A 17147-nucleotide genomic window follows, 5' to 3' on the forward strand; every position below is an offset into this window, starting at 1 on the left:
GAGAAGGCAACTTCTCCGCCTAAAAAAACTCCACGTCATTGAGCAGGATTCGGGCGTAGATAGCGTCCTCCTCTCAATAATATTATGCTTTGGCTGTTTTCACTCCAAAAGCACAATAAGTCAAATAAAACACACAAGCTAAAGTGACAAAAACACCTCCAATAACACCTACTGTTCCAATCGCAAACCCAATAACTGGAGTAACGACTCCACCACCAGCAACAGCAGTAATCATCAAACCGGAAATTTGGTTTGCTTTTTCCGGCCTTGCCTGTAAAGCCATCGAATAAATGATAGAAAATACAGATGACGCAAAGAAACCGACAGCACCAATACAAATCAAATTTACCATATCGTTTTTCACAAAGGCCAAAATAAGCAAAGAGAAAATACAGGCAACAATATTCACACGAAAATATTTTATTTCAGCGATACGAGCCAACAAGAAAGCACCCAATAAAGCACCTACCGTACGACTTAAAAAATAAACTTGCGGAGCAAATTTCACTTGTTCTGTCGTCCAGTCAAAACGTTCTGCCATCAGCTTAGAACTGATGAAATTGGTGGCAACATCCACCCCCACAATAAAGAAGATACCCAAAAACAACAACAGAATCGTTTTATCCTTCAACAAAGAAAAAGTATCACTGATAGAAAGTTGCCGGGTTGCAGCATTGGAATCTTCCCGCTTAACAGGAGTAGCCATCAGCCAAACAGCGGATAACAACGTGATAAAGCCTAATATCGGGAAGCAATAATACCATTTGTCATCTCCAAAGTGAGCTACAGCCAACAATACAATCTCCGGCCCAACGAGAGAAGATACAGCTTTGATTACTTGTCCTGCCGTCAAACTACTGGTCAGTAAACGCTGACTGGTCACTACATTACTCAACAATGGATTCAGTGAAACCTGTAAAATAGCATTGCCAATTCCCAAAAGAGCATAAGCTATCATACAAGTCGCACTATTATAAACAATCAATGGTAATAACATACCCACCACCGTTATTCCCATACTGAGCAGGACCGTATTTTTACGTCCCCATTTGTTCATCTGATTTCCAATAGGAATACCCAAAAACAGGAACCAGATAAAGACTAACGAAGGAACAAATCCCGTCATCACGGGAGACCAGTTGAAAGTACGTTGAACATAATCGGACGAAATACCGACTATATCACAGAAGCCCATTACAAAGAACCCGAAAAGAACGGGAAGGGCGGCATAAATAGAGTTTTGTGTTTTCATGTTTAACTCACTATATTATAAAATGTAGAATCCCCGGTGCCATTGTCAAGCGACATCGGCACCGAGGAGAATTAGCTGTTTATTTAGAACAATGAGGCGGGTTCCCCACTCCCCATCGGTCACTCGGTTGATCCCCCATTGTGAGTTTCAACGTTCCACCTTTATAGAGTTCATCCCGATACATCCAACATTGTTCCAGCGGTTTACCGTTCAACGTAGCAGACTGTACATAATAGGCATCCGGTGTATTACCAGTCGTTTCAATCACAAACGTTTTTCCCGTCGCATTCATCGGACTAAGTTTGATTTCAATCTTATCAAACAGCGGACTGCCAATCTGGAAAGTCGGCCGTTCACAAGAACCACCCTGTACATCAAACAGCCCCATTGCTGCCATCACATACCAGGCTCCCAACTGTCCCTGATCTTCATCCTGACCGTAGCCATAACCATGCTCTCCGTTTGTTCCATAAAACTCATCACAAATCAAGCGCGTCCATTTCTGTGTCAGGTAAGGTTTACCGGAGAAATTGAACAACCAGGAAATATGAAGACTGGGCTGGTTACCATGATTATAAGGGCTCTGCAAGCCCGAGAAGGCGTTTACAACCTTTCCACCGCCAAAGATCGACTTACGAGCTTCCGTAAAGATAGAATCCAACCGGTTGTTAAATTCATCTTTTCCAACCTTTTCAATCAAACGAGCCGGATTCTGCGGTACAAAGAAAGTATACTGCATCGCATTTCCTTCCTGAAATCCTCTCCATGATTCCAATGGATTAAAGTTATCAATGAACTCACCACCAGGCACTCTCGGACGAATCATCTTCAACGAATCATCGAATAACTTCTCCCAACCGGCAGAAAGTTCCATCAAGCGTTTATAATCCTCCGTACGTCCCAAGGCTTTTGCCCATTGAGCCACCGCATAAGCACTAAAACTATATTCCAATGTATGAGATACGGAGAAACTGGAACCTTCCGGATGTGTGCCGAAATGAACACTATTCTCATAAGGCACATAACCTTTTTCAACAAACTGTTTCACATCCATTTTACCTGCACCTTCAATACGTCCTTCCCAGCCCAATTCATTCTTCAATGCTGCCTGATAAGCTGTTTCCACATCAAAATTGCGAATTCCACTGTTATAAGCACCTGCCAGAGTGATACTCACCATGTTCGTTCCCACTCCGGAAACATACTTGCTGGTTGCAATGCCATCACCCAGCCAACCAGCATCTTTATACACCAGCAACTGACTGTTTACAAAATCATTATAATACTCCGGATATGCCAATGCCCAAAGAGAAGTCAGGTTCCAGTAGGCTCCCCAAACCGCATCCGTATTATAATGATTATGCTCCGGTTTGCCATCTTTATTTAAAGGTATCTGACCGATGGTACCGTCATTTTTAGGATAAGCCCCGTTCACATCGCTCGCGAGTCCTCTACCTAATAACGCATGATACAACCCAGTGTAAAATTTGATTTTGCTATCTTCCGTACCACCGGAAACCAATATACGGTTCAAAGCCTCATTCCATTTATCCGTAGTCGCTTTCATAGCCTCATCAAAAGTAAGGTCTTTCGCTTCTGATTCCAAATTCACTTTGGCATTTTCGATGGAAGTATACGACAGACCTATTTTTACATTGACTACCTCATCTTTCTTTGTTTTATAATTCAGACACATGATAGCCCCGGGCCCTTTTATTTCATTACGAGACATCAAAGCACTATCCTGATAGAATACCTCGACAGATTCCGGCGCACGATCCAATTTAGCATAAAAATACATGGCAACGGAAGCACCTGCCTGATATTTCTTCACGTATTCCGGTTCCGTAATCACGTAACCTTCCATTGTATTTCCATCTATCTGTTTGATATACGCATCACGCACTGCTCCACTTTCTCCCTGACGATTACCTATATTAAACAAAATATGGGCATTCTCCGACTCGGGAAATGTATACCGCTGAAATCCGACACGAGCCGTTGCGGTAAGTTCTGCCTTTACCTGATAATCCTTTAATAATACTGAGTAATATCCCGGACGCGCCGTTTCATCTTTCTTATCAAAACGGGAACGGAAACCTTTATCGGGATCTTCCAGTTTTCCGGGATTTGTTTTTACTTCTCCCGTTACAGGCATTAATGCAATGCCACCTATCTGAAACTCATGCAAACAAGGAAAGCCATCAATAGAAGTATGACCGTCTTCATAACCTACGGCCTCCCAACCTTGATTGTTCCCATACGTACCGTTTGTAGACGCACCTAACTTAGCCAAACCGAAAGGCTCCGCAGCCGGTGTGTAAAAGAACCAACGACTATGTACAGTTCCGATATTAGGATTTACGTATTCTACCAGATTGGGACGATCAGGTGTTTTACACCCTACAACACCTGCCAAAATCAACAGGCTGCCTATCCATTTTAATTTCATCATTTATTTCATTTTTCTGTTTGTAACTTCTCCTTTAATCATTGCCACACGTGCATAATATTCCGGTACACACGAAGCATCCAATAACCATTTCGGCTGACGTTTCTCATCAGTCCGTCCTGTCCAGTCATGATACATCAGTCCCGCCTGGTCACGTGCATGTTCCCAAGCATAATCCAGTCCTTTTATCATCGTATCCACATACTTTGAATCCCCCGTAACATTGTACAGATCGTGATACCCTCTAAACAAAACCAGATTAAACCAAGGCAAATCTGCAATATAGGGAATACCTTCTTCCGTGTATTTAAAGAACACTTTGTAACTTCCTTCTGCCAGAAATTTAGCATTATCCAGGTACGCCTGCTCACCCGTATAATTATATAAAGCTACAGCTGCTTGTAATAAAGTACCCGTATTGTAAGTATACAAATCCGGGCATACTGCTGAAGTCGTTGTTAGCCATGAATTCCAAACGACTCCTCTTTCCGGATCTTTCAGATATTTATCAATCCAATGATAAAACTTCTTTCCCACCTCCAGATAATAATCATCTTTAGTTGCTTCATAAAGTTTTAAAGCCAACACCATCGCTTTTCCATTAGAACAGGCAGGTTTCTGATCTTTCACTCCTTCCAGCCATGAAACAGCTCCTTCAAAATTCTCATCCCAGCCACTTAAAATAAAGGTCAATACCTGTTTCGCTTTCTCCAGATAAGGAGGATTTTTAGTTACCAGGTAAGAATCAATATAATCAATCCCCACTAAACCGTTGTCATCATAATAACGATCTACCTTTCCAAACTGAACAGGGTAAGCCTGATAACCGAAAGGAACACGCGTTGTATCATAATAACGCTCCATCGCCATCACCATCGAATCGACATAAGCCGTATATTTCTCCGGTTCGATAGCAGCCATCAACACTGCCGAAGAAAAGACGCCACTCATAGGCCACAGATAAGAAACTTCCTGCGCTTGCCGGGTGGAATCATTAAAATAAGTCAGATCAGGGCGATGACTGCTTGGATAATATTCAGAGAAGAGGCCGTATTTGGGAACCCGGTAGAGTTCCCAAACACGCTGAAACATTTCTTCTGCCTTATCTTTATTCGGAGTTGTTTTTGATTCTCCTGCACAAGAGAAAAACGCGAATACTGCCGATACAAATAAAACTATATTTCTTATTTTACTATTCATATCCTATTCCTCTGTCACTGTTTCTCCTTTGTACAAAGCAATCATTCCCAAAGATTCGAGCGCAGCATCCTGCATCAACAACTGTTCAGCACGTTTTGGAGCTGCTCCTGTCCAATCTTCATAAAACAGGCCGTTTGATAAACGGGCATTTTCGTATGCATAATCCAGGAAGTTGATGAATGTTTTGATATAATTGCCTGCATTTTTGTAATATGGCTCAATATCAATAAAGGCACGGATCAGTTTCGTTGTAAACCAAGGATCATGATCGGGATAAGCCAATGCCAGCCCATTAAGCGGACGTACAAAATAATTATATGCACCTTCGGAAGAAGCAATGGCACTATCCAGATAAGTCTGTTCACCTGTTATTTTATATAAACGGACTCCGTTAGAAATCATCACACCTGTATTGTAAGTCCATTTTGTTTTATTAATGGTTCCGTCTGCTTGTTTATCATTCCAGTAACAACCGTCTTCCGGATCACGTAAGTTAGTCAACGTCCAAGTATATAAACGTTTTGCCAAAGCTAAAACATCTGCTTTTTCCTCTTGGGGACATACTGAATAATATTCAAGCAAAAATAGTATTGCATATCCATTAGCACATGCCGGTTTATTGGAATCACCAACTCCCTGCTGTCCTTTCTGGTCCTCATTCCACCAAAGACCTCCTCCAAACGTATCATCTTCACCTGCTTTCAAGAATCCAACGATTCTTTTAGCCTTCGTTAAATAATCCGGATTATTTAGCAAGTTGAAGGCCTCTACCAATTCAATCCCTACAATAGAATTATCATCATAAAAACGTGTTCCACTACCGGTAGTACCATTGGTTTGAGAGCCATAACCACCCACCGTTCCACTAGGAGTACGATAATAGACTTCGAAACGGTCAACCATAGTTGCATAATTCACATCATAACCCAAGGCGTGTAAAGCTGCCGCTCCGGAAACCAGTCCGTCATACGGCCACAAGAAAGAAGCGGAATTATCCCCGTCTTTCTTAGGATAATTTTCATTATATAATCCTTCCGTCGCCCCACTGTTGATCCGGTAACACTGATTAATCAAGTCAAACTGCTCTTTGGCACGTTTATGATAAACGACCTCCTCTCCGGGTTCTGACGGAGCAATCGGTGTAGGTGGTATATATTTCTCTACGTCATCTCCGGCACAGGAGAACAATAGTGCCGGAAGAATAGCTAAAATAGTCTTTATATTTTTCATAACTTAGTTTTATTAATTAATCGGAGTCACATTAGTAAATGTATGTATCATCAATCCATCCGCATTCGTATCGATAGTGATAGTCGCATGCGTATAATCCAGACTACCTTTCATTTTCCACAGGTGTTCCCATTGCTCCCATTGGAACTCATACAAAGCATAGAAAGAAGCAGGTTCTCCACCTACCGGGCGTTCGGCACTCACGCCATCACCTCTACCCCAACACATATCACCATTATTTACCGATGCAATAAAGTAATAACGTTCATCTGTCCAACCTAACCAAGAAGGAGGGTTCGTGCTCGGACGACTTGGGTCTACAAATATAATATCACCCTCTCCCACAAATTTACCATCACCTACATACTCTAATACAGCTATATCTCCAAATGTTACTCCCCAAATACAACGAACAGAAGAACCGATTTTTTCCGTCGTCATTGCCATTGTATTAAAGTTCACAGTCAAGCGGGTTACTTCTTCGGATGCAGTTACAGCCGTTTCGCCATCCCCTTCTCTTAACTTCGAACTATCATCAATATAATAGCTGAACGTTTCACCTGTAGTAGCAGACTTGAATGATATATTTCCTGCTGACAATTTTGTATAAATCTGGAAAACGCCCTCTTCTACACAACGGAACGGAATTCCACCCTGCCCACTATTTTCCGTAGCCGAACCATATAGATATAATTCCACCGGAATATTATCAATACCCTCTCCACGAGTTACTGTGATAGTAGCCACTTTATCAGTTCTCTTCACCACTCCACCTTTCGAAGCATTTACCGTCCATTTTATATCTCCGGTTTCTAAAGGATAAATGCCTGCATTTCTAGCAATCGTATTAATAGCTGCATGAGTGATTGACAAACTGGTCGCAGCTCCCAAATCACTTTTCACTGTAGCCAGCGGCTTTGAAAAGTCACCGTCTGCTTTGTCAAATAACACCTCGTACAATACAATTCCGCCATCTGCCGCGCCACCTCCTGACCACGACAACACTACGGGCGTTGGAGATGACACATCCAACTGGACAGAAGCAGGAGAACTCAATTCCGTAGGGACTGCAAAATCTGCATTCAATTCATAATCTTCCTGACATGATACCATTGCCAGAAGTACTGAACATATCCATAATATCTTTTTCATAATTATTCCTTTTTGAGTCGTTTAACCAATTACCAATTCGGATTCTGCTCCAAATTACCATTCAAGTCACGTTCAGCCTGTGGTATAGGCCACAAATAATGTCTATTTGCATTAAAGGTTCTGTTTTCAACCCGAACGTATCCATCATCTGTACCTACCACATCATTTGTCTTTAGTCCATGACACCATCCATTCAATACATTGTCCGCAATTCTCCAACGGATAATATCTTTATGACGATGTCCTTCCAATGCCAGTTCCGACCGACGTTCGTTCCGCACAATCTCAATCAATTTATCTTTAGAAGCTCCCTCCGGGAATTCTAGTGCTGAAGCAAGTGTAAATCCGGCTCTATCACGAATTGGTTTAATAGTTGCATCCCAAGCCGTCTTATCCAGTTCACCTAATTCTGCCAATGCTTCCGCATTCATCAATAAAATATCAGCGTAACGAATCAGAATCGGATTCAAACCAGAATAAAGAGTAGCACGATAAGTGTTATCCCAATATTTCTTAATATAATAACCGGTAGCCGAACAATCCGAACCTACCCCATAGCCATCTTTGCCTTCGCCTTTCTCACAGTTGATAACCACTTCTGTTCCGTCGGCCAAAGTATAAGAATTTCCAGTGTACATCACCGTTGCTTTCAAACGCGGGTCACGATTGGCATACGGATGACTTTCATCAAACGATGTTCCAGTTTCTTTAATTGTTTTTCCATCCAGCATGATATAACTGTCTACCAACTCCTGCAAAGGAGAAAGCTGGGAATATCCACCCAAAGTGGGCGGCAGGAAAACATACATCATCTGATGTTCACGACTGGTCGGACGATACTGTGCATCCAAAATTACTTCAGAGTTGTATTCATTAGCGATCTCAAACAATCCTGCATAACTAGCCCCTTTATCATCACTGTAAAAGAGTTTAAAACCTCCCTCTGTCATAATGGTAGAAGTGATATTTTTCACTTGCGTCCAATTACCTTCAAACAAATAGATTTTAGCTTTAATAGCCATTGCCGCCCAACGGGTAATCCGGCCTTTATTATCCGCATCATAAGAAGCCGGCAAATAGTTACCATTAATCACTTCATCCAGATCAGCCAGTATATTTGCTATTACAGTGGCTTTGGCCGTACGTGCAATAGACATACTTTCTTTGATAGAAAGCACTTTTGTAGTATAAGGAATATCGCCGAATTTCGTATACAACTCATAATAACTATAAGCACGAAGTACTTTTGCCTCACCAATATAACGTTTCTTCAATTCCGGGTCCAAATCAGGAACCCTGTCTATATTTTCCAGCAACTGGTTACACATACGAATACCTGTATAGCGCCCGTCCCAAACCTGTTTCACGTAAGAGTCGGCTGTAGAATATGAACCATTACCAATATTTTGTGTAAAGTCATTAGGTTGCTTGGTATAAGCATTATCCGTCATTGCTTCACAATAAAGCTGTTCGTCCATATTTCCCAAATATGTATAGCAAGTATTCAACGCCTTGACAGCTGCTTCAGGATCCTCTTCCCAATAAGTCAAGTCCGTCTCTCTGTCATACGGTGCCGTATCCAAGTCAACACAAGAGGCACCGCCCACTACCAAGACAGCAGATAAAATCAAATTCTTTATAGTTGTTTTCATCACGGTACAGTTTAAAATTTAACATTAAGTCCAAATGAATATACTCTTGCCACAGGATAAGAACGACCACTACCGTCTCCGGTATATTCCGGGTCCCATCCACCTTTCATCTTCGTGAAAGTCAATGGATTCTGCACACTGGCAAAAATTCTCAAGTTCTTGATATAGAGCTTCTTCATCCATTGTTGCGGGAAAGTATATCCGATCTGCGCATTTTTCAAACGCAAGTATTTAGCATCCTGAATCCAAAAATCTGATTTCGCTGCATTATTAGCAGATTCAGCTCCCATCGTCAGACGAGGATAAGTAGCATCCGGATTATTCGGAGTCCAGCGGTCTTGATGGAAATCCATAACAGGACCTTCATTGTTATTATGGAAAGCCTCTACAGATTCACCACGCATCCACTTGTTACGTTTTCCTACTCCTTGCCACATCATCGAGAAATCAAAACCTTTATATTCCAAACCATAGGTGAAGCCGAAAGTATATCTTGGGAAGTCATTACCAACAATAAAACGGTCATCGTCCGGTTTAATCACACCATCGCCATTTTTATCCAGATAACGGATATCTCCCGGTTTCGGTGTAATACCTTCCAAGTGCGGTCCTTTCTGACATTCTTCCTCATTCTGGAAAAATCCATCCGAACGATATGCGTAGTAAGAGTACAAGGGATAACCTTCCTTGATAATAGTCTGTACATCCGAACCACCGATAATTTCCGTGCCGCGCGTATCTATTACTTCATTAAAACTATCTGAAATATTTCCGGCGAAGTTATGCACTACCGGACCGGTCTTCAAGCGATAATTTACTGATAGTTCCCATCCTCTCGTCTCTACCTTACCAGCATTCTGAATCGGGGCACCATTACCAAACAATCCGGGAACCGGTAAATTCACCAAAATGTCTTTCGTACGATTATTAAAGCAATCAAAAGTAATATTCAAATCATTATTTAATAATCCCAGTTCAAAACCGATATTAGCCATGCGGGTAGTTTCCCATTTCAGATCGGGATTTGTAGAAGCAAATGTAGCCGTCTGCGCCAATTTATCTCCGAAGCTGATGTCATTAGTCACAGACACTGTCTGCATGTATTGATAAGCACCAATGCGGTTATTACCAACCAATCCCCAAGAACCTCTGATTTTCAGAGAAGGAACATACGGTTTCAGTACAGACCAGAATTTTTCCTCCGAAATACGCCATCCTGCCGAGAAAGACGGGAAGACTCCCGAACGGTTTCCTTTCGCAAAATAAGAAGAGTAGTCATTACGGATATTAAATTCCAGCAGATATTTCTCATCATAGTTATAAGTGGCTCTTGCAAAACCGGAATAGATAGCCCAGTCACTTGCCGAACCAGTATTGCTAACTTTATCCCCACTCAAATCACCTACAAAAATGTCGTATTTAGAATCCTCTGTTAAGCGACTGGTAGAGAACTGCTTTTCAGAGAAACCCTCATAAGCATAACCCAATAATCCACCAATAGAATGTTTTCCTATTTTCGTATTATAAGTCACCATAAGATTGGTAGTGATATTCTTAGACCGATAGAATTGCTCGGTCAACTTATTTTCACTATCTCCCGTACCTTCAAAAGCCTTCCGGTTCTCATGCAAATTATTATTCCACACACGTCCACCGACACTTCCGATCAGTTTCAGTCCTTTATATACTTCCCATTCGGCTTGTATGGTTCCCAATAATTCATCATTCACATTCTGGCGATAACCACCTTCTTCAAGTCGTTGTAAACCGTTTGAGTTACTTCCGGCAGGATAGTTATAACTGCCATCCTCATTCTTGATCGGGTAAATTGGCGGCATACGGTTTGCCTGCTCAATAATCCATTCCGTCCAGTAAGCATGTTCTTTAATGTCATTACGGGCAAATTGAGAAGTCAAATTCAATGTAAAGTTATTCGTCACCTTATGGCTTACATTCAGACGTGCATTGTAGCGCTTATAACCATAATCAGGTCCCTTGAACATACTGCTCTGATCCAGATAACCTAGAGAAGCCATATAAGACAACTGATCATTACCGCCTGTCATCGAAACATTGTGTGAACTTTGAGGAGAATTACGATTATAAAGTTCTTTCACCCAATTTACATTCGGACCACCATTTCTATATTGCGCAATCTGCTCGGGAGTGAATTTTGCGGCTCTTCCCGAATTAACAGCAGCTTCATTATATAATTCAGCGTATACCCACGAGTCTGCTATCTTAGGCAATGAAGTAGGTTGCTGAACACCATACATAAAATCATAAGAGATTTCTACCTTACCGGCTTTTCCTTTTTTAGTAGTGACAAGTACCACACCATTGGAAGCACGTGAACCATAAATAGCGGTAGAAGAAGCATCTTTCAAAATAGAAATCTGCTCAATATCAGCCGGATTCAAATTACCCAGCGATCCTTCAATTCCGTCAATAATCACCAACGGATCATTGTTGTTCATCGTATTCAATCCGCGGATATTAATAGAAGGCACGCTACCCGGAGTAGAACTTCCCTGCTGAATAACCAACCCCGGAGTAGTTCCCTGCATCGCTTCCAATACATTGGAAATCGGCTTTCCTTCCAATTCATCCGTAGAAACAGAAGACACAGCTCCTGTCAGGTTGACTTTCTTCTGCACGCCGTAGCCTACCACTACCACATCTTTCAAAGCAACCACATCCGACTTCAACACCACATTGATAAACTGGCGGCCGTTCACCGGAACTTCCTGTGTTTCATATCCAATTGAGGAAACTACCAATACCGCTTTTGAAGCAACATTCAGTGAAAAATTTCCATCCATATCCGTAGCTGTACCCGTAGATACACCTTTCACCAGCACAGTAGCCCCAATCACGGGTTCCCCGTCTGCCATTACCTTACCTTTCACTACGATTGTATTAGATTGCGCATACAGTTTGGAACCAACAGCCACATTCATACAAACAATCAACATAACAGCCAATAATTGCCAACTCGAAAATGCCGTTCTGAAAAGCCGGCGGGCAAATTGCGCGTTCAATAGATTAGATTGTTTCATAACATTTTATATTTGAATTAATAGAAGAGTTATCATATATTATAAGATATTAAGTTGGGACAAAGCAAAGGAATAAGCCCCTAAAGCAACGGCTCTGCTTGCTCCCAATGTAGAAACAGCAATGCCTATTTTCTTGTGACAGGTATAATGCACCTGCCGCTCCGAAAATGGTATTTTCACCATCTTGTCTTTTTCCTCCAGAAATTTGTCAAATGCCTCTTTTTCGGACAGATTGAACACCTCCATCTGCAAACAAGGGAAAGAAGCTCCTGCAAATGTGCCGATCTGCCGATTCATCTCATTCATGATTCCCGGAAGTATGTATTTAGCCGCTCCGGCCACTCCTCCGCCAATCACCACCAAGCCATCAACAATATTCAATGCACGGATGATAGCATCACCGGCCATCTCTCCCAGTTCGTTAAAACTCCGGACAGCAGCCTGCTGATCTCCCTCTACCGTCCCTTCGGCAATATCATATATATCTTTGGGAGTCAAAGAAGAAGCATCCTTTCCGGTCAATTCCTGATATACTCGCCTGACAGCCCTGATACTGACACTTTCTTCCGCGATCATTTCGGGATATTTCTTATTCCGCATAATCCAGACGTCGCCGCCGCAACCGTTGTCTCCGGTCAATAAACGACTGTCAATCACCACTCCGGCACCAAACCCCGTACCCAGCGTTATTCCGAGCAGGTTCTTATATACCTTACTGCTGCCTGCTTCTTTCAGGCGTTTATTCACTTCGGGCAAAGTGCCTGCCAAGGCTTCGCCATAAGCAAACAAATTACCATCATTATTAATAAAAACCGGAATGCCAAACTGTTCCCTCAAATAAGGTCCAAGTGCCACTCCTCCCCTGAAGGCCGGGAAGTTAGGCAAGTCACCAATAATTCCATGCTCATAGTCAGCAGGCCCGGGGAAAGCAAAACTGATAGCTACCGGAAGTTTCGGCAATCGTCTCTCAACTTCCAGGAAGCCTTCTACAAGAACAGACAAGCAACGCTCCAAGTCGTCGGACGCTGCCGGAAGGCAAATAGGTTCTACTATTTCGCGACAGCCTTGTATGGCTGAAAACACGAAATTAGTGCCTCCCGCATCAAGCGTCATTACGATTCGTTCATCATGTTCATACATAGTTTTCAAGATATTAGATGATTTATTTCATTATTAAAAACGTACGTAAGCTTTGATCGTTACACATTCTTTTCCTGCAGATTTACCATACGGGGCAATGGTATATTCTTTCACCCCGGCAGGAATGATGAATGTTTCGGCATAATGCACCACGAAAGGTTCAAAAGCATGAGTAGGACTCTCAACAACGGCCTCTTCTCCCTCCAATAGATTCAATACATTTACACTATCGTTTGTGTGATGCAACACCGGTGATGAGAAACGGTGACGACGGGTTTCGATAAATTCGTTCGGATGTAATCCGGTACGTTCTTCTACCCAACCATCTCCCGAAGCAACTTCCTTAAATTGGTTGCGAAGGTGTTCATTCACATATTCCGTATCACGGTTCCAGTTGATAACGCATTTACCACGTTCCACATTGATCGGACGCGGTTTTCCATCCAGTCCCAGGCGTTGCCAGTCCCATAGCTTGAAAGTAAAGAGGTTCGGAGTCGAACTGATTTCAAGCACCATACTGTTGGCACCGGAACAATGAACCGTTCCTCCCGGGATCAGGAAGTGATCGTGTTTCTTTGTCGGAATCTTATTTACATATTTTTCTGCGTCAAATACCAGTTCACCTTTTTGTGCTTTACGCAAATCGCCGATCATGGCTTCTTTATCCACTCCTGTCTTCACTCCCAGATAAACTACCGCATCTTCTTCCGCGTCTACCATGTAGTAACTTTCATCCTGCGTGTAGTACATACCGAAGCTGTCACGGATAAATTGAGTAGTAGGATGCACCTGCAAACTCAAATTACCTCCGCCCATCGTATCCAAAAAGTCGAAACGAATAGGGAAGTCTTTTCCAAAGCGTGCCTCCACCGGTTCACCAAGCAATTCTTTACTTTTCAGTAAAACCAAATCAACCGAAGGCAGTTCAAAGCGCACTCCGTTCACTTCAAAATAAAGACTGTTTTCTTCAGGTACACAGTCGAAGCACCAGCCAAAATTTTCGCGTTCACGATCCAGGTCGCAAACCTCTTTCATCCATTGACCACCCCAGGGAGCCGGATCGAAGAAAGGAACTACCCGGAACGGTGTATTCACCGTTGCCTCCACCCCTTTAAAGAAAGTATCCTTATCAATCATCTTCGGTGTCCCGGCCACATGGGTGTCAATCCAGAATTCTACCCTGTCAAACAATCTTTCCTTATACCTATCACATACTCTCCAATCGTTGAAATACCCCCTCTTGTATTGCAAAGAAACGGCATCGTTCCGATTGTCTATTCCTAAAGCTTTTACCTCATGCCGGCGGAAACGTTGTTGAATTTCCCAACGTGCCATATCCGCATAAACTACCATTGCATCCTGCGGAGCAACAACAGCTGCTCCCGTACCTATGATTACAATGGTTTCTTTTGCTTCACTGATTTGCTTCCGTGCAGCAGCCACCTTATCCGCATCCAAATAATCTTCCAGCTTCAAGTTGGTGACATAGCCAAATAATACATCTTCAGTCATGAAGCGTTCTGTCAACGTTTGAATTTCTTTTTCCGGTTTCATCAAATCACGTACATTCATCACTCTTCCGGAGAATTCTTTTGAAAAAGCATCCAGCACTTCTTCTTCATATACTCCTGTATATAAATCCACTGCCAGCACTTTTCTTGCATCCATTTTCTCTTTTAACATAGAAATGATAGCATCCCAACCCTGAACAAGCATTCCCGTCAGCTTCGTAGAAGGAAATTTATCATAATTAGCTTTTCTCATATTTATAGCGTTTTAAATTTTATATGTTCATACATACTTCGATTGTGCAAATATATAGATTTTATTTTTATTCCAAACAAAACTTGGATTATTTTTTGATAAATCTTATATTTGCTGAAAATAAACTAATCAGGATAGATATGAAAATAGATCATAATAGTGACAAACCTCTTCATATTCAAGCAGAAGAGATACTAAGAAGACTCATAGAATCTGAAGAGTACAAAAACGGGAAGCTATTTCCCAACGAGGTCGAATTGTCTGAACAATTACATATTTCAAGGAACACATTGAGACAAGCTATCAACAAACTCGTATTTGAAGGACTTCTGGTACGAAAGAAAGGCTACGGAACGAAGGTAGTAAAGAAAGGTATCGTAGGCGGAGTAAAAAACTGGCTTAGTTTCTCACAGGAAATGAAGATGTTAGGTATCGAGATTCGCAATTTCGAGCTACATATCAGTTTAAAAAGACCTACAGAAGAAATCGGTACTTTCTTTGATTCAAGTTCTAATCCTGATACGCGTTGCGTAGTAATGGAACGCGTCAGAGGAAAAAAAGAATACCCGTTTGTCTACTTCATCTCCTATTTCAACCCGAATATACCACTGACAGGTGAAGAAGATTTTACCCGCCCCTTATATGAGATGCTGGAAACTCAATATAATATAGTGGTAAAAACCAGCAAAGAAGAGATTACCGCTAGACTTGCAGGAGAATTCATCGCAGAAAAACTGGAGATAAAATCAAGTGATCCTATATTAATAAGGAAAAGATTTGTTTATGATGTGAATGGAGTACCTATTGAATACAACGTCGGATACTATCGGGCAGACAGCTTTACTTATACAATAGAGGCGGAAAGATAGTCAGTATGTTCATACATACACAATATAAGGAGGCTATTTTAGAAGTTGAAATCTCTATCTTTCCTTTAAAATAACCTCTTTATATCATCTCTCTTTCCATAATTATGTCCTACCCGTCATTTATTATCAAGCTTACCATTAGAGCATCCAGCAAGAATCCGATCCAGACTTTCATCCACAACACCTATCATCTGAAGTTTGGATAATAAATGATAGTAGGAAGTTTTTCCTACTCCTTCTATTCTCAACAGACTTTTCCAACCTCTTCCCGATACGATTTCCAATATGTCCTTTACTGTTCGAACATCTTGATTATACAAGACATTAGCCAGCCGCGTATCAGCTACTTTACAAACAGGCAATTGAAGTATCCACTCCTCCTGCCCGACATTTATATTCTTATTATTGTCTGCCAAAGATAAAAAACGAGCATTGATAGCACGCTTTCGATAAGTAGCCAATATATCTTTCTTCAATTTCAACCCTTTAAGTATAGAGTTATACATTTGCAATGTCTTCCCATAGGTAATTCGATGCCGACCAGCCACTTTCTCTACCGGTTCTCCTGTAGAAATAGAATAGAAAATATTGCGGGCGACAGGGTGAAGAATTAATGCCGCCAGTTCACGAATGATTATTTCATATAGCGGTTTACAAGTCTTCTGTGTTCTCAATACATATAGTAGATCATCGTATTTGGAAATGATAAAATCACGTTCCAATTTCTTTTCTTCCACGATTTTAGAAAGGTAACCTGCCTCTAAACCAAGTTTTTTGTGAGCTTCCAGATAAGCATCCAAACTCTCATCATCCAAAAACAACTGATCGTTGATTCGGGAACTCGTAATGTATCCAAGATTTGCCCAATTCTTTAGAATGGCTTCTTGAATGTCGCGTCTTTCAGACATCTGTTTTGTTGTGAGCCAATTTGACATAAAAAAACGGAACTAGATTAACAATATTAACTAGTTCCGTACCTTTTATTATAAAAGAGTACGGAGCTGCCACAATCCCGCAAACAGGAGGTAGTAGCGGCTACCTTACTTACACGGGCAGACAGCCCGTACCCTATGAGAAGTCATAGAAGTACAGGCGTCTCCCGGCGTAAGTAAAAAAAATCCGCTACGATTTCCTGTTCACCGAGGAAACGCACAATCGCATACCACAAAGGTATGCTACGTTCCAATGACAAAGGTACAAATACTTTTCGGAAAATAACAAGAGAGAGTTATAAATGTTTAGGAAAGAAAACGAATGATGATTGTATAATTAAAGCGTATGTATATAAATAGACAGGCTTCAATTAGTTATCTTATTCATATAAGAAACCACTCTACAATTAAAGCACCTCTCTCTTGTATAAACTAGCTACTTTTG

At 41.5% G+C, this 17147-nt stretch carries 11 protein-coding genes; 1 reads left to right on the top strand and 10 read right to left on the bottom strand.

What is annotated here, in order from left to right; genetic code table 11:
• Nucleotides 1–82 precede the first annotated feature (82 nt).
• The 9 genes from GD631_RS21660 to GD631_RS21700 form a co-directional block, all read right to left on the bottom strand.
• On the bottom strand, nucleotides 83–1252 hold the full coding sequence (locus tag GD631_RS21660; protein ID WP_143257830.1) for an MFS transporter: 1170 nt from the start codon (nucleotides 1250–1252) through the stop codon (nucleotides 83–85).
• A gap of 79 nt (nucleotides 1253–1331) precedes the next feature.
• Nucleotides 1332–3707 (bottom strand): GH92 family glycosyl hydrolase, encoded by a 2376-nt coding sequence (locus tag GD631_RS21665; RefSeq protein WP_143257829.1) that lies wholly within the window; start codon nucleotides 3705–3707, stop codon nucleotides 1332–1334.
• Nucleotides 3708–4904 (bottom strand): glycoside hydrolase family 76 protein, encoded by a 1197-nt coding sequence (locus tag GD631_RS21670; RefSeq protein ID WP_143257828.1) that lies wholly within the window; start codon nucleotides 4902–4904, stop codon nucleotides 3708–3710.
• A gap of 3 nt (nucleotides 4905–4907) precedes the next feature.
• A complete protein-coding gene (locus tag GD631_RS21675; RefSeq protein ID WP_143257827.1) occupies nucleotides 4908–6134 on the bottom strand; it encodes a glycoside hydrolase family 76 protein in 1227 nt (408 codons plus the stop codon).
• Nucleotides 6135–6146: 12 nt separating this feature from the next.
• Complete coding sequence (locus tag GD631_RS21680; RefSeq protein WP_143257826.1) at nucleotides 6147–7286, bottom strand: SusE domain-containing protein; 1140 nt, start codon at nucleotides 7284–7286, stop codon at nucleotides 6147–6149.
• A 29-nt stretch (nucleotides 7287–7315) separates the two neighbouring features.
• The gene (locus GD631_RS21685; RefSeq protein WP_143257825.1) at nucleotides 7316–8938 is read right to left on the bottom strand and encodes a RagB/SusD family nutrient uptake outer membrane protein; all 1623 of its coding nucleotides are present in this window, start codon (nucleotides 8936–8938) and stop codon (nucleotides 7316–7318) included.
• An 11-nt stretch (nucleotides 8939–8949) separates the two neighbouring features.
• Nucleotides 8950–11997, bottom strand: a complete 3048-nt coding sequence (locus tag GD631_RS21690) for a SusC/RagA family TonB-linked outer membrane protein (protein ID WP_143257824.1) — start codon at nucleotides 11995–11997, stop codon at nucleotides 8950–8952.
• A 39-nt stretch (nucleotides 11998–12036) separates the two neighbouring features.
• On the bottom strand, nucleotides 12037–13137 hold the full coding sequence (locus tag GD631_RS21695; RefSeq protein WP_143257988.1) for an ROK family protein: 1101 nt from the start codon (nucleotides 13135–13137) through the stop codon (nucleotides 12037–12039).
• A gap of 33 nt (nucleotides 13138–13170) precedes the next feature.
• Nucleotides 13171–14901 carry a class I mannose-6-phosphate isomerase gene (locus tag GD631_RS21700; protein WP_143257823.1) on the bottom strand — a complete coding sequence of 577 codons (1731 nt, stop codon included), beginning with the start codon at nucleotides 14899–14901 and terminating at the stop codon, nucleotides 13171–13173.
• A gap of 140 nt (nucleotides 14902–15041) precedes the next feature.
• On the opposite strand from GD631_RS21700, the gene GD631_RS21705 reads away from it, so the two are divergent.
• Complete coding sequence (locus GD631_RS21705; RefSeq protein ID WP_143257822.1) at nucleotides 15042–15770, top strand: GntR family transcriptional regulator; 729 nt, start codon at nucleotides 15042–15044, stop codon at nucleotides 15768–15770.
• A gap of 116 nt (nucleotides 15771–15886) precedes the next feature.
• Here GD631_RS21705 and GD631_RS21710 read toward each other — a convergent pair whose 3' ends face one another.
• Nucleotides 15887–16678 (bottom strand): hypothetical protein, encoded by a 792-nt coding sequence (locus GD631_RS21710; protein ID WP_143257821.1) that lies wholly within the window; start codon nucleotides 16676–16678, stop codon nucleotides 15887–15889.
• Between the last annotated feature and the right edge of the window lie 469 nt (nucleotides 16679–17147).

It is taken from the genome of Bacteroides luhongzhouii (assembly GCF_009193295.2).
GTDB lineage: Bacteria > Bacteroidota > Bacteroidia > Bacteroidales > Bacteroidaceae > Bacteroides > Bacteroides luhongzhouii.